The organism is Streptomyces sp. NBC_01092, from assembly GCF_045039535.1.
In the GTDB taxonomy this organism is placed as follows: Bacteria; Actinomycetota; Actinomycetes; order Streptomycetales; family Streptomycetaceae; genus Streptomyces.
In genome coordinates, this window is the sequence record NZ_CP108659.1 from 4930952 (window position 1) to 4955636 (window position 24685).

The following is a 24685-nucleotide window of genomic DNA, read 5'->3' on the forward strand; positions in this document are numbered from 1 at the left end:
AAGTGTTCGCCTCCTTGAGGTGACTGCTTACAGGTGTGCGAGCTTCTCCAGCACGGGGGCGGCGGCGCGCAGTTTCGCCCACTCGTCCTCGTCCAGGGCCTCGACCAGGGTGGCCAGGAAGGCGTTGCGCTTGCGGCGGCTCTCCTCGAGCATCGCCTCGGCCTGCTCGGTCTTCGTGACGACCTTCTGGCGCCGGTCCTCCGGGTGCGGCTCCAGGCGGACCAGTCCCTTGGACTCCAGCAGGGCGACGATGCGGGTCATCGACGGCGGCTGGACGTGCTCCTTGCGGGCCAGCTCACCGGGGGTGGCCTTGCCGCAGAGGGAGAGGGTGCCCAGCACCGACATCTCGGTGGGGCTCAGCGACTCGTCGACCCGCTGGTGCTTGAGCCGACGCGACAGCCGCATCACGGCGGAGCGCAGAGAGTTCACGGCGGCAGCATCGTCGCCATGGGTAAGGTCCGACATCTCTTTAGAGTAACTCATTACCCTGGCTAAATACCACCAGGCGCAGTGTCACTCATCCGGGTGATCCGGTGGCGAATCGTGACGCGCCGAACCGGCGGGTACCGCAACCCTCGTGTCCATGGGGACCAGCGTGCTCAGCCTGCGGATAGACCACGAGCTGCTCGAACGACTCCGAGACCACGCGGCGAAAAGAGGAATGAGCGTCCAGGACTACGTCGTCCGGACGCTCATTCGCGACGACTTCGACGAGCGGTTCCAGTCCGCGGTCGAGGAGACAGAGAAGTTCTACGGGCTTACGTGAGCCCCAGCGCCGGCATCAGGTAGTAGAAGGCGAAGACGGCGGACACGACGTACATCGCCACCGGCACCTCCCTGCCCCGCCCCGCGGCCAGGCGCAGCACCGAGAAGGTGATGAAGCCCATGCCGATGCCGTTGGTGATCGAGTACGTGAACGGCATCATCACCATCGTCACGAAGGCCGGGATCGCGACCGTGTAGTCGACCCAGTCGATCTCCTTGACGGAGTTCGCCAGGATCAGGAACCCGACCGCGAGCAGGGCCGGGGTGGCCGCCTGGGACGGGACCATGGTCGCGACCGGCGTCAGGAACAGCGCCACCGCGAAGAGGGCGCCGGTGACGACGTTCGCGAAGCCGGTACGGGCGCCCTCACCGACGCCGGCCGTGGACTCCACGAAGGCCGTGGTGGCCGAGGAGGAGCTGGCGCCGCCCGCGGCGACCGAGAGGCCGTCGACGAACAGGACCTTGTTGATGCCCGGCATCTGCCCCTGGGCGTCGGTCAGCTTCGCCTCGTCGCTGACGCCCATGATCGTGCCCATGGCGTCGAAGAAGCAGGACAGCAGGACCGTGAAGACGAAGAGGACGCCGGTCAGCGCGCCGACCTTGTCGAAGCCGCCGAACAGGCTGACCTCGCCGACCAGGCCGAAGTCGGGGCTCTCGAAGGGGTTACCCGGCCACTTCGGGGTCGTCAGCCCCCAGGACGGCACGTTCGCGACGGCCTCGATGATCACGGCGAGCACGGTCATCGTGACGATCGAGATCAGGATCGCGCCGGGGACCTTGCGCACGATCAGCGCGAGCGTGAGCAGCACGCCGAGGACGAAGACGAGGACCGGCCAGCCGTTGAGGTGACCGTCACTGCCGAGCTGAAGCGGGACCGTGGTCTGGGCGGCGTCCGGGATGCGCGAGACGAAGCCGGAATCCACGAGGCCGATCAGCATGATGAACAGGCCGATGCCGATGGAGATGGCCTTGCGCAGGCTGTAGGGCACGGCGTTCATGACGCGCTCGCGCAGCCCGGTGGCGACGAGCACCATGACCACGAAGCCGGCCAGGACCACCATGCCCATGGCGTCCGGCCAGGACATCCGGGGTGCGAGCTGGAGCGCGACGACGGAGTTCACGCCGAGACCGGCGGCGAGCGCGATCGGCACGTTGCCGATGACGCCCATCAGCAGCGTCGTGAACGCCGCCGTCAGGGCCGTCGCGGTGACCAGCTGGCCGTTGTCCAGCTGATGGCCGTACATGTCCTTCGCGCTGCCGAGGATGATCGGGTTCAGCACGATGATGTACGCCATCGCGAAGAAGGTGGCGAGACCGCCGCGGATTTCTCGGGGCAGCGTGCTGCCGCGTTCGGAGATCTTGAAGAAGCGGTCGAGTGCGCCGTAGGAGGGCCCGGCTCCCGGCTGTTCAGGGGTGGGGGCCTTGGCAGGAGCCGAAGTGGACATTCTTTTGGCGTTTCCTACGAAGAGAAGTGGTCAGACACAAACCGTTTCAGTATGAACATATAAAGCCCCGAACGGCCATCTCCGCGCGTAGACCTGATCACCTCGTAAGCTGTCCCCCATGGCCGGATTTTTCACGGGACCGATCAAGCACGAGGCGCCGGAGCCCCTGGAGGGGCCCGTGGTCCCCACCATCGTCGGCGGCACGATCCTCTGGTTCGTGCTGTTCCTCGTGCAGCTCCCGTTCTACGGCTGGTTCGAGGACCACGGACACACCTGGTGGGTGTGGACCTGCCTGGCCGGCGCCGGCCTCGGCCTGATCGGCATCTGGTACGTCCGCAGGCGCGACGCGGCGATCAAGCGCGCGGCCGCCCTCGCCACGCCCCGGGAAACCACCGGCGAACCCCAGTCGTCCTGAGGCACCGCGCCCTACAACCAGGGCACGACACCCCGTCCTCCCCAGGTCGGAACTTCCGCCCACTCGGCGGGTGAAGGCGTAAATCCGCACGTACCGTCGAATGCATGACGCATGCCGACGCGGGCACCGAAGTGGACAACCCTGTGCACCCCGCCGCCGTCCCGGTCGCGACGGGTGGGCTGAGCGCCGCCGAGGTGGCCGAGCGCGTGGCGCGCGGGCAGGTCAACGACATACCGGTGCGCAGCAGCCGGTCCATGGCCGAGATCGTCCGGGCCAACGTCTTCACCCGGTTCAACGCGATCATCGGCGTGCTCTGGCTGATCATGCTGTTCGTCGCGCCGATCCAGGACAGCTTGTTCGGCTTCGTGATCCTCGCCAACACCGGCATCGGGATCATCCAGGAGTGGCGGGCGAAGAAGACCCTCGACTCGCTCGCGGTGATCGGTGAGGCACGGCCCATGGTGCGCCGCGACGGCGTCGCCGCCGAGGTCGGCACCTCGGAGATCGTGCTGGACGACCTGATCGAGATCGGGCCGGGCGACAAGGCCGTCGTGGACGGCGTGTGCGTCGAGGCCGACGGTCTCGAGATCGACGAGTCGCTGCTCACCGGCGAGGCCGACCCCGTCGTCAAACGGCCCGGGGATCCGGTCCTGTCCGGCAGCTTCGTCGTCGCCGGCGGCGGCGCCTTCCAGGCCACCAAGGTCGGCCGCGAGGCCTACGCCGCCCAGCTCGCCGAGGAGGCCTCCCGCTTCACCCTCGTCCAGTCCGAGCTGCGCTCCGGTATCTCCACCATCCTCAAGTACGTGACCTGGATGATGGTCCCGGCCGCGATCGGCCTGATCGTCACCCAGCTCTTCGTGAAGAACAAGGACCTCGACGACTCCATCGCACGCACCGTCGGCGGCATCGTGCCCATGGTCCCCGAGGGCCTGGTCCTGCTCACCTCGGTCGCCTTCGCGATCGGCGTCATCCGCCTCGGCCGCCAGCAGTGCCTCGTCCAGGAGCTGCCCGCGATCGAGGGCCTCGCCCGCGTCGACACCGTCTGCCTCGACAAGACCGGCACCCTCACCGAGGGCGGCATGGACGTCACCGAGCTGCGGACCCTGAGCGGCAATGACGAGGGCTACATACGCAAGGTGCTCGGCGCCCTCGGCGAGTCCGACCCCCGCCCGAACGCCTCCCTGAAGGCCATCATCGACGCCTACCCCGACGCCGAGGACTGGCGCTGCACCGAGTCCCTGCCCTTCTCCTCCGCCCGCAAGTACAGCGGCGCCTCCTTCAGCGAGGGCGACGGCGAGACCAGTACGTGGCTGCTGGGCGCCCCCGATGTGCTGCTGCCCGCCGACGATCCGGCCCTGGCCGAAACCGAGCGCCTCAACGAGCAGGGGCTGCGGGTGCTGCTGCTCGCCCGCGCCGGCCGCGAGCTCGGCGATCCCGACGTGGCCGAGGGTGCCAAGCCCGCCGCCCTCGTCGTACTCGAACAGCGGCTGCGGCCCGACGCCGCCGACACCCTGCGCTACTTCGCGGACCAGAACGTCCGGGCCAAGGTGATCTCCGGGGACAACGCGGTGTCGGTGGGCGCGGTGGCGACCAAGCTCGGCCTGTCCGGCGCGACGGTCGACGCCCGCACGCTCCCCGGCGACAAGGACGCGATGGCGACGGCCCTCGACGAAGCCATTGTCTTCGGCCGGGTCACCCCGCAGCAGAAGCGGGACATGGTGGGCGCGCTGCAGTCCCACGGGCACACCGTCGCCATGACCGGCGACGGCGTGAACGACGTCCTCGCGCTGAAGGACGCCGACATCGGCGTGGCGATGGGCTCGGGGTCGGAGGCGACCCGGGCCGTGGCGCAGATCGTGCTGCTGAACAACAGCTTCGCGACGCTGCCGTCGGTGGTGGCCGAGGGGCGCCGGGTGATCGGCAACATCACCCGCGTCGCGACCCTCTTCCTCGTCAAGACGGTCTACTCGGTGCTGCTGGCCCTGATGGTGGTGTTCTGGCAGGTGGAGTATCCGTTCCTGCCCCGCCACCTCACCCTGCTCTCCACCCTCACCATCGGCGTCCCGGCCTTCTTCCTGGCCCTTGCGCCCAACAAGGAACGCGCGCGGCCCCATTTCGTGCGGCGGGTGATGCGGTACTCGATCCCGGGCGGGGTGGTGGCCGGGGTGGCGACCTTCGGGACGTATCTGATCGCCCGTCACTACTACACGGGCGAGGGCTCGCTGGACGCCGAGACGAGCGTCGCCACGCTGACGCTCTTCCTGATCTCGATGTGGGTGCTGGTCATCATCGCCCGGCCCTACACCTGGTGGCGGGTCGCCCTGGTGGCCGCGATGGGGCTCGGGTTCGTGGTGGTGCTGGTGGTGCCGTGGCTCCAGGAGTTCTTCGCGCTGCGGCTGGTCGGGATGACGATGCCGTGGATCGCCGTGGGCATCTCGGCGGGGGCGGCGGTCGCCCTGGAGGTTGCGTGGAGGTGGGTCGACCGCCGGTTCCCCGACTAGGGGCGATGACTACCGGACGTCGACGAAGTCGCCCTTCGCGGTGGCCGCCGGAGTCGTCGTGGTGCCCGCGAAGGTGAAGCGGAAGTAGCCGTCGGTGGTGGCGGTGACGGTCGTCTTCAGGTTGCCCGTCGCGTTGGTCTTGACGGTCTTCACCGTGGTGTACGTGTTGCTGCCGTTCTTGCGGAACTGAAGGTTCACGGGCTGCTCGACGTAGCCGTTGTAGGTGCCGCGGTCCCAGTTGGCGCGGGACAGCTTGCCGGTGACGGTGATGGGCTTGCCCTTCTTCACCGGCTCCGGCGTGGCGTCCACCGTCAGCTTCGACTGGCGCTGCATCAGCGTGGTGCCGAGACCGCTCTGGCCCTTGTAGCCGACCTTGGTGATGTCGAAGGTCTCGCCGGCCGGGTCCTGCCCGTTGAAGGCGGTGGCCTCCGCCGCGGCCCGCCAGGTGCCGGCGTCGGTGTTGCGGAGCTCGTGGTCGCCCGGGTAGACGTCGATCGTGCCCTTGCAGTTGGCGGTGGTCGCGGAGGTCGCGGTGCACTTGGCCGGCTTGTTGCCGTAGAGCATGTTGTCCGGCGTGGCGGCGGAACCCCGGTAGATCAGGGCGTCGGTGACGAAGTCGTCGGCCTTGATGTCGACGTCCGCGCCGTGGGTCAGCGTGTACGTCACCGTCGTGGCGACGTGGTTGGTCGTACCGACCTTGATCGCCTTGGCGATCTTGACGTTGGAGAAGCTGACGTTCAGGGCGTAGGGCTGTCCCGGGGCCCGGACGGACGCGGCCTGCGCGGCCTTGCGGACCTTCGCGACGTCCGCGCGGTAGGAGGCGCCGGAGTCGTCGGCCTGCGCGGCCGGAGCGGCGAGGGCGGAGAGGGCCAGAGCGCCGGAGAGAGCGGAGACGGCGGCCACGGTGGCTCTGATGCGCATGCATTCCCCTGATACGGAAAGGGGCCCCGCTGGTCACGTCGGGGCCCGGGTGATCGTGGAGTCTGGTGACTCAAGAGATCAGATACGGGACGGGCGTGACCGGTTGTGCGGTCGTCGTGGATTTTGCGTGAGCTTCGTCACGAACTCCCCGTGGTCGACGGGAAGTTCATGACGAATGCCCTACTTACGGAAGGTACTGCTACCGCACGTCGACGAAGTCACCCGTGGCGTTGACCGCCGGGGTGGTCGCGGTGCCCGCGAAGCTGTAGCGGAAGTAGCCGTCGGTGGAGGCGGTGACGGTCGTCTTGAGGTCGCCCGTCGAGTTCGTCTTGATGGTCTTCAGCGTGGTGTACGTGTTGCTGCCGTTCTTGCGGAACTGGAGCTTCACCGGCTGCGTGACGTAGCCGTTGTACGTGCCGCGGTCCCAGTTGGCGCGGGTCAGCTTGCCGGTGACCGTGATGGTCTTGCCCTTCGCCACCGGCTCCGGCGAGGCGTTGACCGTCAGCTTCGAGGCGCGCTGGACGTTGAAGCTCTTGGCGTTGTCCTTCTGGACGTAGTCGGCGTCGTTGCCCGCGGCGATCGCCCAGACCTTCCAGGAGCCGGCCACGCTGTTGATCAGGTTGACGCCCGGCTCGAGGTCGAACGTGGACTTGCAGTTCGACGTCGTGGCGCTGGCGACGGTGCAGGTGGCGCGGCCGTCGCTGCTGTTGGCCACGGCGCCGGAGTCGGAGCTCTCGATGCTCGCACCGTGGTACAGGATCGCCTGGGCCCAGTCGACGCCCGAGCTGTCCTTGACGGTGAAGGAGACCGTGATGGTCTTCTTCGCGGTCGAGCCGACGACCACCGCCTTGCCACCGTTCACCACGACGTTCGAGATCGCCGTGTCGCCCTCGACCTCGTCGGCCTGCGCGACCGGCACGGCGAGAGCGGAAAGGGCCAGGGCACCGGTGACGATGCCGAGGGTGGCACGCATGCGCATGTGTTTTCCCCACGTGAAGTGATCAAGGAGCCTCTTGGCTCAGGTGATCAGATTCACGACACATCCGAATGGTTGTACGTCCGGTGAGAAATGTGTGCGGAAAATTCCAAGATCAGTCGAACCACCGATCCCGCGCCAGCTCCGCCGTCCGCGACGGATCCTCCAGCAGCGCCGCCACCTCGAATCGCCGGGGCCACTGGCGGGCCGCCCAGGCCAGGCCCGCGGCGACGCCCTCCAGGGTCGCTGCGTGCAGGACGCCGTCGTCGGTGAGGCGCCAGTCGATCTCGACGCCGTCCACGACGAGCTCCTCGTGCTCGACGTACGACTGCGGAGTGCGCGCCCCGAGCAGCACCCGCACCGGCTCCGGTACGTCGTGCTCGGCCCCCTCGGAGTCCACCGAAGCCGTCACGGACTCGCTCAGGCGCCGCACCTGGAACAGTTCGGCCAGCTCGGCGGCCCGCGAAGGCCGTACGGGAAGCAGCGCCACGCCCTGCGTGAACGGCAGCAGGTCGGGCGAGTCCACGACCACCGCGTCCGCCGCGTCCACCACCTCGACCCGCCCGTCGACCACGGCCCGCAGCTCGTCCGGCAGGGTCACCTGCTCGGGGTCCAGGTCGGCCAGGGCGCCGTAGAGGGCGTGCAGCTGGGCGGAGGTGACCGGACGGTCCGGGTCGGCGAGGCGGTCCAGGAGCTCTGCCGCGCCGCCCGGCTCGTCGAGCAGCGCGGCGACCGACGTCCGTACGCCCAGCGCCCGCAGCACCTGCTCGTCGTCGAAGCCGGTCGCGTCGGCCTCGTCGTACAGGCCGCGCAGGAGGGGGTCGCCGCCGGAGGCGAGCAGGCCGGCCGGGCGGCGGCCGTCCAACACCGGGTTACCGCGCAGCCACCAGGCCGTGTACGGCCGTACGACTTCATGCGTGCCGTCGGGCAGCAGGATCCGCACCTGCTGGGTCAGCGCGTCCCGCAGCGGCGGCTGGGCGAGCAGGGCGAGGGCCTGGGGCCACTTGTCGTCGTCGACGAGGTCCAGATCCCGTACGGCGATCAGCTCGGTGGCGACCGGCGGGACCGGAGAGTCCGGGAAGCGGTCCAGGATGTCCTCGCACCAGACGTCGACCGCGTCCAGCAGGCCGGCGTCGTCGGGCTCGGCGAAGTCGCCCTCGCGGGGCTCCAGTTCGTCCGGGTCGAGGACGACGTCCGTGGCGCGGACGAGTGCGAAGTTGGCGAGTACGCCACAGGCGGCGAGGGGCTGCTCGCCCCACTTCTCGGCCAACTCGGCGTCCACCGTGGCGAGTTCGTCCTCGCGCATGACCTGGGCGAAGGGGCTGCCGGGCAGGACCAGTTCACCGGCCGGCGCCAGCTCTCCCTCCTCGTCGGGCAGGGCCAGCGCGCCGAGCCACGGCTCGTCACCGGGATCCAGGCCCGCGTCCCGCACGAGGGCGAGGACGGTGTCGGCCAGTTCCTCGGCGTCGGGGGCCTCCTCCTCCCAGCTCAGCCCGCCGTCCTCGTCGAGGGACGCGGCGACCGCGGCGCGCACCTGGGGTGTGGTGAGGACCGCCCGGGGGGTCGCGGGGAGGGCGCCCAGCTTCTCCAGGAGCGGGTGCGCGGCGTCCGGGTGGGCGACCTTGAGGCCGAGGCGGGCCAGGATCTCCGGGTCGATACGGACGGCGTCGGGGGTGGGCAGCAGGATCTGCCGGGGGCCGATGGTGGTGCGGCCGTCGGCCAGCGGCACGGGCAGGCCGGACAGGCGGTCCGGGTCGACCCCGGCGAGGCTGTCGTAGAGCCGCCGCCACCAGCCGGGCTCCTTCTCCAGCCCGGCGAGCCGGTCGATCGCGTCGGTGAGCGGGACGCGGGCGACACCCAACGTCCGCAGTTCCACGCGCCGTTCGAGCCCGGCGGGGAGCAGGGTCGGCAGCACCTCGGCGAGGACCTGCACGGTGTCGGCGCCGGCGCCCTCGACGACCTCGGCGTCGCGCGGCCGCAGCGACTCGGGGAATTCCGCGTCCTGCTCGCGCGGCTCGACGGCGGGCGGCAGGAAGGAGGTGCGCGGCAGCCGCTCCAGGATCGCCTGGCGCAGGGCGCCGTCCAGTTCACCCTTGCCGAGCGGGCCGGGCACCAGGCCGATGAGGCCCTCGCTCACCGGACGCCAGTCGGCGAGCAGTTCGGCGTAGGCGTCCGCCGCGCGCTGCACCAGGAAGTCGGTCAGCGGGCCGGGGGCGGCGTGCCGGCGGGTGGTGTCGAGGGGGAAGGAGGCGATGAGGAGGGCCGGGACGCCGAGGGGTTCGTCGCTGGGGGTGGGCGCGTGCACGACGGGGGCGGTGCGGGGCCGGTCGGGCGTGCTGTCGGCGGCGTTGACGGGCACGGCCCAGGTGAGCGACCAGTGGGGGCGCAGCCGCTCCTCCACGGGGCGGCCGACGAGGAGCTCGGGCGTGAGCGCGCCATGGGCGGCGGCCGTACGCCAGTGGGTGACGCCGGCGCCGGAGTCCTCGACGACGGTGAAGGGCCCGTCGACGCGGCGGCGCAGCGTGCGCGGCTCGGCGTCGCCCGCCTCGATGACGACCTCCTCCAGACCGGGAAGGGCAAGGAGCAGCGCGTCGTCCACGGCGTTCAGCAGCCGCTCGGCGAGGTCGGCGGCCGCGGTGTCGCGCAGCGGGAGGATGACGGCCGTGTCGTACAGGTCCGGGGCGGTGCCCTCGGCGGCGAAGGGCAGCCGCAGCAGCGGCACATGCCCGTCCCGGCGCCGGATCTCGTCCCCGAGGCCGGGGCTGTGCCGCGCGGTCTCCTGGGCCAGCTCCCGCGCCTCGGCGAGGGCCCACCGCACGCCGCCGTGCCGCCCGACGACAGCGGGCTCGTCGGTGACGGCGAGGACGGCGGCGAAGCCGACGCCGAACCGGCCGACGGCGGCGCTGTCCCGCTTGGCGGAGGCGCGCAGGGTGGACAGCGACTCGACACCGGCCGCGTCCAGCGGGGCACCGGTGTTGGCGGCGACGAGGACGCCTTCACGAAGGGTGAGTCGCAGCTTGCCGGGCACGCCCGCGCGCGCGGCGGCGTCGGCGGCGTTCTGAGCAAGCTCGACGACGAGCCGGTCCCGGTACCCGCCGAGGACGAGGTCTTCCTCGGCGTTGGCGTCCTCCCGGAACCGGGCGGGGCTGGTGGCCCAGGCATCCAGCACTCCGCGCCGCAGACGGGCCGTACCGAAGGGGTCGGCGCCTTCGGGTGCCGGCCGCACGAACTTGCTGCTCACGTTGACTCTCCTCATCGGCGTGATGATGAAGGTACCGCCGATGGGGCATGGCTGCGCCGCGCGCCCGCGCCGGACCCGGACCGCGGCGCCCGGGTACCCGTTCAGCGCGGTTGACGCAGTCCGGCGACGAGGAGTGCGACCAGTTCGCGTGCGTCGTAGCGAGGGTCGCTCTCGGCGCCGACGCAGAGGTTTCCGACGCCGCGCATGAGCTGGTAGGCGGTGAGACCGGAGCGGATCTCGCCGGCGGCGACGGCGGCGTCGAGGAGCTCGGTGCACACCGGCACAAGGCGGTCGAGGAAGTAGGAGTGCAGGGTCTCGAAGCCGGCGCTGTCGCTCTGCATCGCGGCGGCGAGGCCGTGCTTGGTGACCAGGAAGTCGACGAACTGGTCGATCCAGCGGGCGAGCGCGGTGTGCGGTGAGGGTTCGGCGGCCAGCAGGGCCGGGCCGGCCTCGGCGCAGGCCTCGACCTGGTGGCGGTAGACCGCGACGACCAGGTCCGCCCGGGTCGGGAAGTGGCGGTAGATCGTGCCCATCCCGACGCCCGCCTCGGCGGCGATCGTGCGGACCGGCGCGTCCACGCCCGAGGTGACGAAGACCCGGGCCGCCGCGTCCAGGAGGGCCTGCTGATTGCGCCGGGCGTCCTTGCGTCTGGACCCGGCCGCGCTTCCCGCCCCCTGCCCGCTGTCGTTCACCGCGCACTCCTCCCTTGCAAAGCGGAACAGCGTTCCGTATCGTTCCCATTAACCGGAGCATCGTTCCGGTTCACCCATGATGGCAGACCCCAGCACCTGAGCGGAAGGCACTCCCATGTCCGACTCGAACACCACGACCGCGCCCACCGCGGTGATCTCCGCGAAGCCGGTCGTCCTGCCCGCCCCGGGCCGCGGCGAGGACCTCCAGGTCCGCGTCAGCGCGCCCGCGACCGGCCGCGATCTGCCCGTCATCGTCCTCTCGCACGGCTACGGCCAGTCGATGAACGGCTACGCCCCGCTGGCGGACCACTGGGCCGCAGGCGGCTTCGTGGTCGTGCAGCCGACCCACCTGGACTCCCGGACGCTCGCCGTCCCCGCCGAGGACCCCCGCACGCCGCGGATCTGGCGCTTCCGTATCGAGGACATCACGCGCGTGCTGGACGGACTCGACGTCCTGGAAGCGGCCGTACCGGGTCTCGCCGGGCGGGTCGACCGCGACCGGGTCGCCGTGGCCGGCCACTCCTGGGGAGCGCAGACGGTGAGCACACTGCTGGGCGCGCGCATCCTCGACGCCGACGGCACCCCCGGCGAGGACCTGTCCGACCCCCGCGTCAAGGCGGGCGTGCTGCTCGCCCTGACCGGCCTCGGCGACAGCCTGACCCCGTTCGCCGCCGAGCACTTCCCCTTCATGAAGCCGTCGTTCGCCACCATGACCCCGCCGGCCCTCATCGTCGCGGGCGACAACGACCAGTCCCACCTCTCCACGCGCGGCCCGGACTGGTTCACCGACCCCTACACCCACAGCCCGAGCGCCAAGACCCTCCTCACCCTCTTCGGGGCGGAGCACTCGCTCGGCGGCGTCTCCGGCCACGAGGTCGCCGAGACGACCGACGAGAACCCCGCGCGCGTCGCCCTGATCCAGCAGCTCAGCACGGCGTTCCTGCACAGCGCCCTGGGCGGCGAGGACGCCGGATGGAAGGCGGCGGTCACCGCTCTGGAGGACGCCCCCGACCCGCTCGGAACGCTGCGGAGCAAGTAACGACCAGGACTGCCACGGAAAGGACGGACGATGATCCTCGTCACCGGAGGTCTCGGCTTCATCGGAACCCACACCGTGCGGGCACTGCTCGACCAGGGCGAGGACGTCGTCGTGGTCCAGCGCAGCGCCGCCCGTGAACTCCCGGCGGTACTGGCCGGGGCGCGCGTGACGGTGGAGCGGGCGGACATCGCCGATCGCGACGCCCTGCTCGCGATCGGCCGCCGCCACGACATCACGGGCATCGCGCACCTGGCCGGGTCCCACCCCTGGCCGCCCGTCCCCGAGGCGCCGGTCGAGGCGACCCGGCAGGCGCTCGGCGGACTGCTCAACATCGTGCAGGCGGCGCAGGAGTGGGGCGTACGGCGCCTCGGCCTCGCCAGCACGATCGGTGTCTACTTCGGCGCGCGGAACGACGGCCCACTCCGCGAGGACACACCGCTGGCGCTGACCGCAGCCGTCTCGATCCCCACCTTCAAGAAGGTCGGCGAGATGCTCGGCGGGTTCCTCGCCGACACGACGGGCCTGGACATCGTCAACTACCGCATCTCCGGCACCTGGGGCCCGCTCGGCCATGCCGACCCGTTCTTCGCCGCACCCGCCCTCGTCCACGCCGCCGCCCGCGGCACCGCCCCTGACCTCTCGGGCCTCATGAGTCCGCCCCTCACCGAGGACGGGCTCGACCTCACCTACGTGAAGGACACCGGACGGGCGATCGCCCTGCTCCAGCTCGCGGACCAGCTGAACCACCGTACGTACAACGTCGGTTCCGGCCGCCTCACGACCAACGCGCAGGTGAGCGAGGCGATCAGGAAGACGGTCCCCGACGCCCGGGTCGACCTCCCCACCGGAGGCGGCGGACCGCACCTGGTCCTCGACATCACCCGCCTGAAGGAGGACACCGGCTACCGGCCCGAGTACGACACCGAGCGGGCCGCCGCCGAGTACATCGCGTGGCTGCGCGCGGGCAACGACAGCTGAGCGGGGTCATCCATCGGTCAGTCCGGCCGCGGTCAGGGTGAGGTGCTGGAGCAGCACCCCGGCCGCGGCATCGGCGTCCCGGGCGAGGACGGCTTCCTCCAGCCGGCGGTGCTCGTCGATGCCGTCCCGGCCGGGGTTGCGGTGCGCCGACCAGCGGCGGGCCAGCTCGCTCGCGGTCCACAGCCGGTCGAAGCCGGCCAGCAGGACGGAGTTGCCGCATCCCTCCAGCAGGGTGCGGTGGAAGACCCGGTGGGCCTCGGCCCACGCGCCGCTGTAGTACTCGCCCTCCTCCGGCAGATACGCCGGGGTCCGGGCCAGCCGGTGGTGGGCGGCCCGTACGCGGGCCTCCCAGTCCACGTCGCCGCGCTCGATGGACATGCGCAGCAGGACCGGTTCGACGGCCTGGCGGGCCTCCGCGATCTCCTGCCAGCGGCGGTCGGTGAAGACCGGCACGGCGAAGCCGCGGTTGGGCAGCCGGTCGGCGAGCCCCTCGCCGACCAGCCGCACGAGCGCCTCGCGTACGACGGCCAGGCTCACGCCCTGCGCCTTGGCGAGGTCCTGCGGCTTGAGGGCGTCACCCGGGGCGAACTTCCCCCGCATGATCGCGTCGCGCAGCTGACCGTAGACCTGCTCGGAGAGCATCTGCTTCCCCGACGAGGGCTCGGGACGAACCGTCTGTGTCATGCCTCCACCCTAGAGGCCCGGTCGACGATCCCTCGAATAATCGATTATCTCTGCTATGGTCGATTCATCGGTTCACATCGGTTCAGCAGTACGGCCCGAAAGGAACGTCATGACGACCGCCAACGACCCCTTCGCCCGCCTTCCCGAGGCGGCTTCCTTCACCGTCACCAGCACGACCGTCAGCGACGGCGCCGCCTGGGCGCCCGAGCAGTACTCCGGCCTCTTCGGCGTCCCCGGCGGGAAGGACCTGTCCCCGCAGCTGTCCTGGAGCGGCGCCCCGGAGGGGACCAGGAGCTACGCCGTCACCGTCTACGACCCCGACGCCCCCACCGGGTCCGGGTTCTGGCACTGGGCGGTCGCCGACATCCCCGCCGCGGTCACCGAGCTGCCCGAGGGCGCCGGCGACGACACCGGCTCGGGCCTGCCGGAGGGTGCCTTCCAGATACCCAACGACGCCCGTGCCGCCCGTTTCATCGGCGCCGCGCCGCCGGCCGGGCACGGCCCGCACCGCTACTTCGTCGTGGTCCACGCCCTCGACGTCGAGTCCATCGGCGTCGCGGCCGACGCCACCCCGGCCGTCCTCGGCTTCACGATGGCCGGCCACATCCTGGGCCGCGCGGTCCTGACCGCCACGGCCGAAACCCCGGCCGAAGCCTCCGCCTGACCGACGGCATGTCCCGCCTCATCGACACCACGCAGATGTATCTCCGCACCATCCTGGAACTCGAAGAGGAAGGCGTGGTCCCGCTGCGCGCCCGCATCGCCGAGCGCCTGAACCAGAGCGGGCCCACGGTCAGCCAGACCGTCGCCCGCATGGAGCGCCGCGATCTGCTGCATGTCGCCGACGACCGTCACCTGGAACTGACGGAGGACGGCCGCCGGTTGGCGACCCGCGTCATACGCAAGCACCGGCTCGCGGAGTGCCTCCTGGTCGACGTGATCGGCCTGGCCCGGGAGCACGTCCCGGAGGAAGCGTGCCGCTGGGAGCACGTGATGAGCGAGGCCGTGGAACGCCGCATCGTGGAACTACTGCGGCACCCCACGAAGTCACCGTCCGGCAGCCCGATCCCGGGCCTGGAGGAACTCAACCGCTAGAACGCCGTGAACCGGCCCCCGATCCCGATCGAGATCACGATCACGACCGTGATCGGGGGCTGTCGGGCGGGAGAGCCTGATCTACGGTTGACCAGTTGATCACGTGGCCATCTCACCTACCCGGGAGTGTCGAACAATGCTGGACCTGGCCAGGGAGACCCTCGGCGAACTGGCCTGGGGCGTCCTGGCGATCGTCGTGTTCGTCTGGTGGATCGGCGGTCCCGGGGTGACCGCCATCGTCTGGAGCGGGGGCGACAAGCGGCTCGCGGTCCAGTTCCTGGCGGCCTGGGCGGCAGTCACCACGCTGTACCTCACGACGTCCTGGCTGATCCGCCGCGCGCGGCGCGCTTGAGTTCGCGGTCTGTCAGAGTTTCCCGGTGGTCAGGCGCTTGCCGCGTACGACACGAAGTCGGCCCAGGCCTGCGGCGCGACGGCGAGACGGGGGCTGGTGTCGCGGTACTTGGAGTCGCGGACGTGGATCGTGCGGGGGGCTAGCGCGATCTCGACGCAGGAGTCGCCCTCACTGCCGCTGCTGTAGCTGCTCTTGAACCACGCCAGCTCGGAGGCGTCCCCGGTGGGGTCCTTACGGGTCATGTCTCTCCCAGCAGTTGCTCACGCGCATAGCCCCCTGCTGGTTCTCACGACCGGACAGGGGGCCCTTCGCATGTCCGGTCAGCGCGGGGAGCACCATCGCACACAGCACGGGAGTGCCCTCAAATGGCACCACTCGCTCACGACGAAGCCTCAGCCTCGACGTCCCCGGCTGAGGCTTCATCGCGTTCACGCAGGCTCGGAAGGTGCCCCGTCTCCAACCCCTCGGCGTGACTCTCCTCCGCGCTCGGCGTGGAGACCTGACGAGCTACTTCCTTGAGTCTCCGCTCCAGCCACAGTTCCGCCAGAGGACCGAGGGGCGAGTACATCACGCGGAAGATCGGCACCGCAGCAACGACGGCAGCGCCAGCGGCCACAATGGCAACCAGGACCATGGCACTCCCAACGTCCTTCGGCTCCTTTGGGTCCGCCAACCAAAGCAGGCAGATGAGGATCGCCCCGGCCTGCGCGACCATGACCACACCCCACAGGAGGCCAAGCGCCAAGAACGAGAGCGACTTCGCGGCCCCTACGCCATACTTCGGCAACCATTCGACCTTGAACGCCTGCAATGCCGCTTGACGTCGCGGCGGTGTCACGGCCGCCAGTTCCACGCCCCTGTTCAGGAGGTTGTCGAACGCTGTGCGTGTCCAGCCCTGAACTGCCTTGCCATAGGCGGCTGCCTCCAACGTGCCGGCGATGAGAATCGCCGACGACACAGAGGCAACGGTCGTCGCAAAACCTTCTGTCATCTGCACCCGGACAGACTGCCCAGGCCCTACAGGCCATGCTACTCACGTTGCCGAACAGTGACCGCCGCGGTGATGGGGCTCGCTGATTTTGGGTCTGGGCGGAATTTCGTGACGGTCACGATCGCAGCAGGACACGGGTGCGAAGGAGTCGGAAAGATCCTCGTCCGTACATCTGCCGCTTGATCGTCTTAAACGGTTGACGTGGCCTTCGACGACGCCGGAGCTTTAAGGTGAGAGTGATGCCGGCGAGGTCGGCGTCCCAGTCCTGGCGGAGGAATCCGGCGAAGCCCCGCACGGGCCCGGGCCCGTTGGTCTCGGCCTCGCGCACCCAGTCGGCGAGGAGATGCCCTCGCCTGTCGCGGACCAGGCCGGCGAAAACGCGGGCCAGGTCGCAGGCGCTGGCGATGTCCGGGCAGGCAATGCGCATCCCGTCGAGGTGGTCTTGTTCCTCACGGCTGAGCCCGTCGCGCGATCTCATGATCCGTGAGGTGATCTTGCGTGGTGTGGGGATGGGACGGGGAGGCTCGGCCGCGGCGGTGCCGCCGCGCAGGGTGCGGATGTAGAGGCGGACGGCCTGATGGTTGCCGCGGTAGCCGTGCTCGTGGATCTCGCGGTAGAGCTGGGCGGCGTTGGTGCAGCCGTCGGCGAACCGTTGTTGCAGGCAAGGCCGGTAAGAGTCGAGTTGGCTGGGGCGGCGGTCGCGGGCCGAGGCGACCAGCCCTTCAAGATCAGTGGTCAGCTAGCGGCGGCCGGTCTTGCGGTCCAGTCCGAACCGGCGGGCGATGGCGCTGATCGTCCACGTCGCCTCTCGCAATCGGTGGATCTCCGCATGCCGTTCGGTCACCCCGGCATGAGGGGGGTGTCGGGGATGTTATCGAGCGGAGGCATCAGCGGCAGCAGTGCCGTGGGCGGTGCGGTCGGCGGCGCAGGTGCGTCCACGTCGTCCAGAGCGTATTTGTGCAGGCAGGCGCGGTGTTGGTGGCAGGTCTCCTCGACCGCGGCGGACAGGTGTTGCAGCATGTGCCAGCGGTCGGCCACCTCGGCGGCGTCCGGTGCTGCCTCCTTGATCGCGCGGCTGTAGCCGCCGTCGCGGTCCCGGCAAATGATCTCGGCGCCTGGGTGTGCGGTGAGCCAGGCAGCGAACGTCTCGCTGGTGCGGTCGGGCAACAGGTCGATGGGCGTGGAGGTCTCGACGTCGAGCAGGATGGTTCCGTAGGTGCGCGAGCGACGGAAGGCAAAGTCGTCGACGCCCAGCACTCGCGGGCTGCGGGCGGCGACGTCGGGCGCGTGCAGTTGGCCGAGCAGGCGGGCCCGGCCGGTGGGCGCGGCCAGCGAGCGGCACAGCCGCATCCCCGGCCGGCCGCCCGCTGTGAGCGCAACGGACCGCCACAGCGTCTTCACTCCGGGGCTGGCACGGGCATAACGCGTGGTCAGACCCCGGACCTGCTCGACGAACGTGCGCCGCCCACATCCGGCGGTATCGCAGAAGAACCGCCGGACCCTCCAGCTTCACCACCACGCGCCGCCCACCGACCGGGTACTCGGCGAGCCGTCGCCCGTAGCGGCTGTGCACCCGACGCGAGCTAGTCGCACAGTCTGGGCACCTCAACTTCGTTACGGCGCTGTGGGCTTCGGCAACAACGACCCCGCTCACGTCGGACAACCGGTCCAGTAGCATCCCCACGGCGTTCGGGAACAGTGCGTCCTTCAACGCAGTCAGATCCCCCATGACCAGGGCATTCCCGCTGCCAAACGCACTGGCCAAGGACTACGCGATCGTGACCGTCACGAAATTCCGCCCAGACCCGTTTTCACAGATCCTCATCAGCAGGCGGTTAGAGGGTCATCCCCGCTCGCCCATCGCCGCGCGCAGCCAGTCGAGCGGGGCCTGCGCCAGTAGCTGATCAGCGAGCAGTTGGCCGGACTTGGTGACGATCCGGGCCCGGCTGTTGTCGACCCACCGCTGGGCTGCCTCGTACCCCTGCCCCTTGTACTCCAGGCCCTGCAGCATGCACTCCAGCTTGTCCGCGTCGCGCGCACAGATGGCCTCGGGCGTCTCGCGCGCTTCGTACTCGGCGACGACCGCACGGACCGCGTCACGCAGGACCTCGGGCATACCCGCCGTCTGGTCCGCCGTCACCACCACTGGGTCGCCTGGGGCGGCGTACTTCTTCCCCAGGTGGTTCACGTCGCCCGTGCGCGTCTCCTGCGAGTCGTGCCACACCGCCAGGTGCGCGGCCCGCGCGGCGTCGGCGCCCTCCAGCGTGGCGATGACCGAGGCGATGACGGACGTGCGCCATGCGTGCTCGGCGACGCTCTCCGGGTCGCGAACGCCCGCCATCCACCAGCCCGTTCGGCGGGCCGTCTTCAACGTGCCTGCCTCCCACAGGAAGTGGGCTACGTCCGCCAGGTGCTGGTCACCCACGGGTGTCCCCTTTCACGCCTCGGCGAGGCGGATTGCGTACCGGATGCCCTCCAGCTCCCGCCGAGCCTGCGGCGAAAGCCCGGAGTCATCCAACATCATCGGCAGGCGTTCGCGTAGGGCCTGCCCGGCGGACGACCGCGCGCGCAGCAGGTTCGGGCGGGCGGCCAGCAACGTCCATAAGGTGTGAACGTTGAGGTCAAAGAACCCGTGCCGGGGCGTGAGGCCGCGGACCAGGTGAGCCATCAGCCGCTCACCGTGCCAGGGGCCGGCCGTCGGCTCGCCGATAAAGTCGTCCGACAGCTGGACGTGCGCGGACTCCCCGATCCAGTACGCCCAGTAGTTCAGGTTCGCCGCCTCGGCCCGATCGTTGTCGCCGAGGGTGCGGCCGATGAAGTGGGTCATGCGGTCCCGGTCGCCCTGGCGTGCGGCCACTGCCGCGACGGAGCGGGAGTTGAGCCACTGCGTCAGCCAGTCGTCGGGCCGCTCGGTCCGCTGCTGGTGGGCCAGCCACTCGGAAGTGTCGGCGTCCCGGTCGAACCCGGCGAGATAGAGGGCCTGCCGGCGCAGCAGGAAGTCCCGGCCGCCTCGGGCCTGCTCGGCTGTCCCACGCATGCGGCTGAAGAAGCGGCGCCGGTCGACCGTGGGCAGTTCCGGCGCCGACGGTACCGGGCCGCGGCGCGGTCGAGGCGGCGCGGGGAGGTTACGTACAGGGCTGGGCGGGACACCGTTGAGGGGCCAGGTCAGCACCTCTACGAGGTCGCGTTGCATGACCCAGGCCCCGAGCGGGTTGGGCCCGGCGGGCGCCTCGTCATCCAGCACGCTGGCCAGCAGCATGTCCGCTTCCATAGCGCGTTCGAGGGCGGCGAGCAGGGCAGGCTCCGTACCCATCTGCATGAGCCTGTGGCGCTGCACCAGCATCTGGCCCACCGGCAGAGAGGTAAGCGGCCGGCGGCCCGTCTCCCAGCCTGCGACCGTGTCCGGCGCTACGCCGAACAGCTCAGCAAGGCTGTCCTGCGTTTGCCCTAACTGCTCGCGGATGACCCGGAACACGTAGCCCGAGATGACGCCCGCGCGGCCCCGCCCGGGCGTTCCCTGACCACCGGTCTGGGTTCCGTTCGCCTGCCGCCCCATGGCGCCCCCCTTGCCCGCCTCCGCCGCACCCTTACCCGTACCCACGGTCACTACAACCGGTAATCACGCCTACCTACCGTCATGGGTGACAGCCAGACAACACAGCGTAATGGGAGTGATGTCGCCATGACCGCCCGCGGGGAGAACGAACTGACGCCCAGCCAGGGCCTCGAGGCCAGCAGGTGAACGCCACCCAGGAGCAGACAGACTGCCGCGCGCCCAGCGCGGCGAGCATGCGCGCCGCAGCGACCTGGCTCCTCGACCAGCGCACGCTGCCACGCCACGAGAGCCTCAAGCTGTGGTCCACCGACCTCGGCACCTTCCTGGAACACCTTACGTCCGAGATCGAGCAACTCGCCGCGAACCTGCCCATGAGCGATGTGCCCGGCAGGGTCGCCATGGTCGGTGTCGGCGAGGCTCGCCGACGCCTGGACCAACCGGAGGCCGCGGGCCTGCACGGTGAGACGGAGCGTGTGAAGCGGCTGGCACGGTCCGTGATGGCCCTGTGCGATCACCACGACGCACTCACCGGAGCGCGCATGTGCCTTGCCTGCGACAAGCCGCTCGACGACGGCCGGCCGACGCAGCCCTACGAGCAAGGCAGCCCGTCCGGTGACGCCAAGGTGTCCGGCCGCATCCACGCCGCGTGCGCGACCGTCGGCCGCCCCCGCCTCTGACGCCTCGCCACCCAAAGACGCCCGCCCCGGCTCCCAACCATGGACAGGTCGAGCCCCGGGGCGGGTCAGCAAGGCAAGTCAAGCCCGCGACCGGCTTCGACCGAAGCCGGCTGATCAGCGGAAGGGAGGTAGCCATGCGCAGCACTCTGGGAACCGTCCGGACCTGGCCGCCCGTGCCGCAGCCGCCGGACGACCCGCCCACGCCCCCGCCGGACGACAACGCCCCGGCTGCGTGACGACGCCTAGGAGAAGCTGCCATGCCCGCTCGAAACGGCTACAGGACGCCAACCCAAAGGAACCTAGCCGACGAGGAGTGGAGGCTGGACAACGTCCGGGGACGTCGGTACTGCCCGGACCACCCCACTCAGCAGATGATGCCCGTCCTATTCGGGATGGACGTGTGCCCGCTGGCCCACGGGGAGGCGGAGGTCGAGCCGAGCGGTGGAGTCAACGGCCTGAACGAGTAGGTTCCCCGGCGCCCCGTCCACGCTCACCCCGTCAAAGGTCACACGGTCGAGGCGCCTTGGCTCCCAACCCTCGAGAGGAGGGGAACACAGTGAGGATAGATGCGCCGACGACAACGCCCGGGCCTGATCCGCCGGGCGGCCCGCCCCAGCCACGCAGGCTGGAGAACCGGCCTCAGCGGTGATCGGCCACTGACCGGCCCCGCTCGTCCGTTACCCCCGTGGCGGATGGGCGGAGCCTCCCTAACACCCGCTCGCTCTCTCGACTCCCGGTTCCGCCACGTTGGGTCACAAGACCGTCACTCACCCGGCACGCGCCTCACCGGCCCCGCATGATGCTCACCATCCGCACCATTGGGGGGAATTATGCGCACCCGCACAACTGCCGCAGCTGCGACCCTGCTCCTCGCCGCGCTCACCGCCTGCCAGAACAGCGACGAACCAGCGGCCGGCGGCGACAAGGCCAGCAAGACCAAAGCCCCTGCCGCCACGAAGAAGAGCGCCTCGCCCAGCCCCAGCGAGGACAAGCCACGAGACTTCGGCGAGGCGATCACCTTCAACGACCCCGCCACAGCAGCCACCATCAAGACCACGGTCCTCGGCTACGAGCAAGGCATCAAGGCGCAGACCGCCGCAGACCAGGAGTTCAACACCAGCGGCTACGAGTGGGCCGCCCTCGAGATCAAGGTCTGCATCACGAAGGGCACCGGAGGCACCACCCGCTACCCGTGGACCCTCGCCTACGAGGACGGCGCCCGCATCGAGCCGAGCAGCGTCACCTACGGCGACTTCCCCAAGCCGGAGTACCCCTACGAAGCCACCGTGAAGGCCGGCGACTGCGTCCGTGGGAAGACCGTGTTTCCCGTGCCCGGCAACCAGCGTCCGGAACGCGTGCTGTACACGCCTGACGCGCTCCCCGAGGGCGCCGAGTGGAGGGTCCCCAAGGTGTAGCCGCTACGCCTCGCCGAGGGCTTCACGGGTGCGGCGGGCGGTGGGTTCATCCCGGTCGGGGTCTCTTGCCAGACGTACCAGCCCCATTGAGCTGGCCGCCTACTCCGGACAGTCACCGTACGCACCCGCTGAGTCACTGGTCACGGTAGGCGTGCCCGACCACGCTGAGTGACGTGAATCAGGAAACCGCCTCCCCCACCACCCCACTCGCCCCACTCGCCCAACTCGGCAACCCCATCCGCAACTTCAGCGTGCAGCTGTCGCCGACACCCCGCGGCGCCCGCCTCGCCCGCCTCCTTGCCACCGAACAACTCCGCAGCTGGGGCCTGCCCTTGGATCCGGCCGCGCACGTGGTCGCCGAGCTGGCGGCCAACGCAGTCACGCACGGACGGATCACCGGCCGGGACTTCCTGCTGCTCCTCTACGTGGTCGGCGCAACCCTCCGAATCGAGGTCACGGACACATGCGGTGACCGGCTGCCCGACCCCCAACCCCCCACGCCCGACGCCGAATCGGGCCGGGGCCTGCTCATCGTGGACGCGCTCGCCGACCGGTGGGGAGTCTCGGGCGGCCCCGCCCCGCGCAAGACCGTGTGGGCCGAAGTCGCGACGCAATCTCACTCGCCTGGGTGAACATCACCAACTACTTCGGCAGGGTGAGGATTTCGGCTCCGTCGTCGGTGATGGCGATCGTGTGCTCACTGTGCGCCGTCCGGCAGCCCGTCGCGCTGCGCAGCGTCCAGCCGTCGGCGTCGGTGACGAGCTGGGCCGTGTCCGCCATGACCCACGGCTCCAGTGCGAGCAGCAGCCCGGGGCGCAGCTTGTACCCACGGCCGGGCCGTCCGGTGTTCGCGACGTGCGGGTCCTGGTGCATCGTCGACCCGATGCCATGGCCTCCGAACTCGGTGTTGATCCGGTACCCCGCCTCACCGAGGACCGTGCCGATGGCATGGGAGATGTCGCCGATGCGGGCCCCGGGCCCGGCGGCGGCGATCCCCGCGGCCAGCGCACGCTCGGTCGCACTGATCATCGCGACGCTCTCCGGGGGCTTCGCGTCGCCCACGATGAAGCTGATGGCGGCGTCCGCGGCGACTCCGCCCCTGGAGACGGCGAGGTCGAGTGTCAGCAGATCGCCGTTGGCCAGCGTGTAGTCGTACGGCCGCCCGTGGAGCACGGCGTCATTGACGGCCGTGCAGACGTAGTGGCCGAAGGGGCCGCGCCCGAAGGAGGGGGCGTAGTCGACGTAACAGGACTGCGCTCCCGCGTCGGCGATCATGGCCTTGGTCCACCGGTCGATGTCGAGAAGGTTCGTGCCGATCGCGCTACGGCCCTTCAGCGTCTGCAGAATGTCGGCGACCAGGGCGCCCGTGTCCTTCGCTCGGGCCAGCAGGGTGGGGTTCAGGATCTCGATCATGCGGCGCCCCTCTCACGGAACCAATAACTATACCGGTCAAACTATACCGGTATTAGAATCGGAGCCATGGTCAGATTCCCGCTCACTCCCGCGGAGATCGAACGTGGACAGCGTCTCGGCGCCCTCCTGCGCCGCGCCAGAGGAGAGCGCTCGATGCTCGAAACCGCGCTCCTCGCCCGCGTCTCACCGGAGACGCTCCGGAAGATCGAGTCGGGCCGCGTGGCCACCCCCGCCTTCCCGACCATCGCGGCGATCGCCGACGTCCTCGGCCTCTCCCTCGACGCGGTGTGGGCCGAGATCAGCCGGCCCGAACACGTCGCTCCGGACGAAGCTCCGGCAACGCTCAGGTGAAGGTGACTGGATAAAACGCAGGCGAAGGCGGGGCCCCAAAGTGGGGCGCCGCCTTCGCCGTATCCGAAGAGCCTCGCTACGAGTGACCCAGCTCCGCCGAGTCCTCGTCCGCCCCCACCGACACCGAGCCCGAGTCCGGCGCCGGGCGCAGCGGGAACGGGTCCACGCGGGTCTCGTCGATCACCGGGGGAGCCGGGCGCGGGGGCTTGGGCATGACCGCGGCCTCGGAGTGGCCGCCGCAGCCGTAGGTCAGGGAGACGACCCGGCCGTCCGCCGGGGAGAACTCGTTGGCGCAGACGCCGAAGGCCTGGCCCAGGGAGCCGCCGATCGGGGTCAGGAAGCCGCAGGAGACGCAGGTCGCGGGGGCCGCCTGAGCCATGGGGGTCTTCGCGCCGAACGAATCCTCCCAGCGGTCCGCGGCGACATGCAGGCCGTAGCGGGACAGGACGCGGGCGCGGCGCATGCCCAGTTCCTCGGCGACCGAGGCGATCGAGCCCCGGGAGGGGGCGACGGGCAGGCTCGCCGGGGCGCCGGAGGTGACCTCGGCGTCCTCCGCCTCCACCAGCTCCGCCATCTCGTGGGAGACGGGCGAGTTCGGCCCCGGCTCGTCCTCGCCGGAGTAGCCGGGCTCCAGGCGCAGGTCCTCGGCGTCGGTGGGCAGCAGGTCGCCCGGGCCCATGTCGCCGGGGCGCAGGCGCTCGCTCCAGGGCACCCACTCGGGGGCCAACAGCGCGTCCGGGCCGGGCAGGAGGACCACTTCGTCGAGTGTGACGACCTTCGCGCGTGAGGCCCGCGCCACCGTCACCGCCCAGCGCCAGCCGCGGTAGCCGAGTTCCTTGCACTCGAAGAAGTGCGTGACGACACGGTCGCCCTCGGAGGACAGACCCGCGTGCTCGCCCACGACGCCGGGCGCGGCGGCCTCCTCGGCGGCGCTGCGGGCGAGGTCGAGGGCCTCGGCGCACAGACGGTCGGGGGTGCGGCTTCGCGTTGTCGCTGCGCTCACAGGTATCGCTTCTCTCCTACGCCGTCTCTCGGGTGCGGTTGCCTAAAGGCGGCGGAGCGAACGGAGCGGACCTGTGGGCCGCGTCGACGTCCGCATCCGAATCGCGCTCGGGCGCACCTACGTCATCCATTGTGCGGGATGGCTGAGATACGCACGCTACCTGTTCGCGGGCGCT

General features: G+C 70.4%; 26 protein-coding genes and 1 pseudogene. 12 read left to right on the forward strand and 15 right to left on the reverse strand.

Features of this window, described 5'->3' with window-relative positions; all coding sequences use genetic code 11:
• Positions 1-27: 27 nt before the first annotated feature.
• On the reverse strand, positions 28-465 hold the full coding sequence (locus tag OG254_RS22065; RefSeq protein WP_351199248.1) for a MarR family transcriptional regulator: 438 nt from the start codon (positions 463-465) through the stop codon (positions 28-30).
• A 118-nt stretch (positions 466-583) separates the two neighbouring features.
• Between OG254_RS22065 and OG254_RS22070 the strand changes: the two genes are divergently transcribed.
• Positions 584-766 (forward strand): ribbon-helix-helix protein, CopG family, encoded by a 183-nt coding sequence (locus tag OG254_RS22070; RefSeq protein ID WP_405584386.1) that lies wholly within the window; start codon positions 584-586, stop codon positions 764-766.
• Here the strand turns inward: OG254_RS22070 and OG254_RS22075 are convergent.
• A complete protein-coding gene (locus tag OG254_RS22075) occupies positions 759-2210 on the reverse strand; it encodes an NCS2 family permease (protein ID WP_405584388.1) in 1452 nt (483 codons plus the stop codon). The two genes, OG254_RS22070 and OG254_RS22075, sit on opposite strands and share 8 nt — an antisense overlap.
• 118 nt (positions 2211-2328) lie before the next feature.
• On the opposite strand from OG254_RS22075, the gene OG254_RS22080 reads away from it, so the two are divergent.
• Positions 2329-2625, forward strand: a complete 297-nt coding sequence (locus OG254_RS22080) for a DUF2530 domain-containing protein (protein WP_351199253.1) — start codon at positions 2329-2331, stop codon at positions 2623-2625.
• Positions 2626-2729: 104 nt separating this feature from the next.
• Positions 2730-5126 (forward strand): HAD-IC family P-type ATPase, encoded by a 2397-nt coding sequence (locus tag OG254_RS22085; RefSeq protein ID WP_405584391.1) that lies wholly within the window; start codon positions 2730-2732, stop codon positions 5124-5126.
• 9 nt (positions 5127-5135) lie between these two features.
• On the opposite strand, the gene OG254_RS22090 is transcribed toward OG254_RS22085, so the two are convergent.
• The 4 genes from OG254_RS22090 to OG254_RS22105 form a co-directional block, all read right to left on the reverse strand.
• Entirely contained in the window at positions 5136-6047 is a 912-nt protein-coding gene (locus OG254_RS22090; RefSeq protein WP_405584394.1) for a hypothetical protein, read from the reverse strand.
• A gap of 199 nt (positions 6048-6246) precedes the next feature.
• Complete coding sequence (locus tag OG254_RS22095) at positions 6247-7026, reverse strand: DUF5707 domain-containing protein (RefSeq protein WP_405584397.1); 780 nt, start codon at positions 7024-7026, stop codon at positions 6247-6249.
• A 112-nt stretch (positions 7027-7138) separates the two neighbouring features.
• A complete protein-coding gene (locus tag OG254_RS22100; RefSeq protein ID WP_405584400.1) occupies positions 7139-10279 on the reverse strand; it encodes a sacsin N-terminal ATP-binding-like domain-containing protein in 3141 nt (1046 codons plus the stop codon).
• Positions 10280-10365: 86 nt separating this feature from the next.
• Positions 10366-10956, reverse strand: a complete 591-nt coding sequence (locus OG254_RS22105) for a TetR/AcrR family transcriptional regulator (RefSeq protein ID WP_405584402.1) — start codon at positions 10954-10956, stop codon at positions 10366-10368.
• 115 nt (positions 10957-11071) lie between these two features.
• Here OG254_RS22105 and OG254_RS22110 point away from each other — a divergent pair, with 115 nt between their 5' ends.
• Both OG254_RS22110 and OG254_RS22115 read left to right on the forward strand, forming a co-directional pair.
• The gene (locus tag OG254_RS22110; RefSeq protein ID WP_405584405.1) at positions 11072-11995 is read left to right on the forward strand and encodes an alpha/beta hydrolase family protein; all 924 of its coding nucleotides are present in this window, start codon (positions 11072-11074) and stop codon (positions 11993-11995) included.
• A 30-nt stretch (positions 11996-12025) separates the two neighbouring features.
• A complete protein-coding gene (locus OG254_RS22115; RefSeq protein ID WP_405584408.1) occupies positions 12026-12973 on the forward strand; it encodes an NAD-dependent epimerase/dehydratase family protein in 948 nt (315 codons plus the stop codon).
• A gap of 6 nt (positions 12974-12979) precedes the next feature.
• On the opposite strand, the gene OG254_RS22120 is transcribed toward OG254_RS22115, so the two are convergent.
• The gene (locus OG254_RS22120) at positions 12980-13657 is read right to left on the reverse strand and encodes a GntR family transcriptional regulator (RefSeq protein ID WP_405584411.1); all 678 of its coding nucleotides are present in this window, start codon (positions 13655-13657) and stop codon (positions 12980-12982) included.
• Between the two features lie 109 nt (positions 13658-13766).
• Between OG254_RS22120 and OG254_RS22125 the strand changes: the two genes are divergently transcribed.
• The 3 genes and pseudogenes from OG254_RS22125 to OG254_RS22135 all read left to right on the forward strand — a co-directional run bounded on the left by OG254_RS22125 (position 13767) and on the right by OG254_RS22135 (position 15104).
• A complete protein-coding gene (locus OG254_RS22125) occupies positions 13767-14321 on the forward strand; it encodes a YbhB/YbcL family Raf kinase inhibitor-like protein (protein ID WP_405584413.1) in 555 nt (184 codons plus the stop codon).
• A gap of 8 nt (positions 14322-14329) precedes the next feature.
• Positions 14330-14743, forward strand: a pseudogene (locus OG254_RS22130) (metal-dependent transcriptional regulator); the annotation flags it as partial.
• A gap of 145 nt (positions 14744-14888) precedes the next feature.
• Positions 14889-15104, forward strand: coding sequence for a hypothetical protein (locus tag OG254_RS22135; RefSeq protein WP_405584416.1), 216 nt, complete (start codon positions 14889-14891; stop codon positions 15102-15104).
• A 29-nt stretch (positions 15105-15133) separates the two neighbouring features.
• Here the strand turns inward: OG254_RS22135 and OG254_RS22140 are convergent, their stop codons facing one another.
• The 6 genes from OG254_RS22140 to OG254_RS22165 form a co-directional block, all read right to left on the reverse strand.
• Positions 15134-15346 carry a DUF397 domain-containing protein gene (locus OG254_RS22140; protein ID WP_405584418.1) on the reverse strand — a complete coding sequence of 71 codons (213 nt, stop codon included), beginning with the start codon at positions 15344-15346 and terminating at the stop codon, positions 15134-15136.
• 137 nt (positions 15347-15483) lie between these two features.
• Positions 15484-16101, reverse strand: coding sequence for a hypothetical protein (locus OG254_RS22145; RefSeq protein ID WP_405584421.1), 618 nt, complete (start codon positions 16099-16101; stop codon positions 15484-15486).
• A 109-nt stretch (positions 16102-16210) separates the two neighbouring features.
• On the reverse strand, positions 16211-16573 hold the full coding sequence (locus tag OG254_RS22150; protein WP_405584424.1) for a hypothetical protein: 363 nt from the start codon (positions 16571-16573) through the stop codon (positions 16211-16213).
• 362 nt (positions 16574-16935) lie between these two features.
• Positions 16936-17496 (reverse strand): transposase, encoded by a 561-nt coding sequence (locus OG254_RS22155; protein ID WP_405584427.1) that lies wholly within the window; start codon positions 17494-17496, stop codon positions 16936-16938.
• A gap of 442 nt (positions 17497-17938) precedes the next feature.
• Entirely contained in the window at positions 17939-18520 is a 582-nt protein-coding gene (locus OG254_RS22160) for an HD family hydrolase (RefSeq protein WP_405584430.1), read from the reverse strand.
• 12 nt (positions 18521-18532) lie between these two features.
• A complete protein-coding gene (locus OG254_RS22165; RefSeq protein ID WP_405584432.1) occupies positions 18533-19651 on the reverse strand; it encodes a helix-turn-helix domain-containing protein in 1119 nt (372 codons plus the stop codon).
• A gap of 233 nt (positions 19652-19884) precedes the next feature.
• On the opposite strand from OG254_RS22165, the gene OG254_RS22170 reads away from it, so the two are divergent.
• The 3 genes from OG254_RS22170 (at position 19885) to OG254_RS22180 (ending at position 22375) form a co-directional block, all read left to right on the forward strand.
• Entirely contained in the window at positions 19885-20328 is a 444-nt protein-coding gene (locus OG254_RS22170) for a DUF6415 family natural product biosynthesis protein (RefSeq protein ID WP_405584434.1), read from the forward strand.
• An 830-nt stretch (positions 20329-21158) separates the two neighbouring features.
• The gene (locus OG254_RS22175) at positions 21159-21743 is read left to right on the forward strand and encodes a hypothetical protein (RefSeq protein WP_405584436.1); all 585 of its coding nucleotides are present in this window, start codon (positions 21159-21161) and stop codon (positions 21741-21743) included.
• 173 nt (positions 21744-21916) lie between these two features.
• Entirely contained in the window at positions 21917-22375 is a 459-nt protein-coding gene (locus OG254_RS22180; RefSeq protein ID WP_405584439.1) for an ATP-binding protein, read from the forward strand.
• A 10-nt stretch (positions 22376-22385) separates the two neighbouring features.
• On the opposite strand, the gene map is transcribed toward OG254_RS22180, so the two are convergent.
• Positions 22386-23156 carry a type I methionyl aminopeptidase gene (map, locus tag OG254_RS22185; protein ID WP_405584441.1) on the reverse strand — a complete coding sequence of 257 codons (771 nt, stop codon included), beginning with the start codon at positions 23154-23156 and terminating at the stop codon, positions 22386-22388.
• A 66-nt stretch (positions 23157-23222) separates the two neighbouring features.
• Between map and OG254_RS22190 the strand changes: the two genes are divergently transcribed.
• The gene (locus OG254_RS22190) at positions 23223-23507 is read left to right on the forward strand and encodes a helix-turn-helix transcriptional regulator (protein WP_351199289.1); all 285 of its coding nucleotides are present in this window, start codon (positions 23223-23225) and stop codon (positions 23505-23507) included.
• A 76-nt stretch (positions 23508-23583) separates the two neighbouring features.
• Here the strand turns inward: OG254_RS22190 and OG254_RS22195 are convergent, their stop codons facing one another.
• A complete protein-coding gene (locus OG254_RS22195; protein ID WP_405584444.1) occupies positions 23584-24510 on the reverse strand; it encodes a DUF3027 domain-containing protein in 927 nt (308 codons plus the stop codon).
• Positions 24511-24685: the final 175 nt, after the last annotated feature.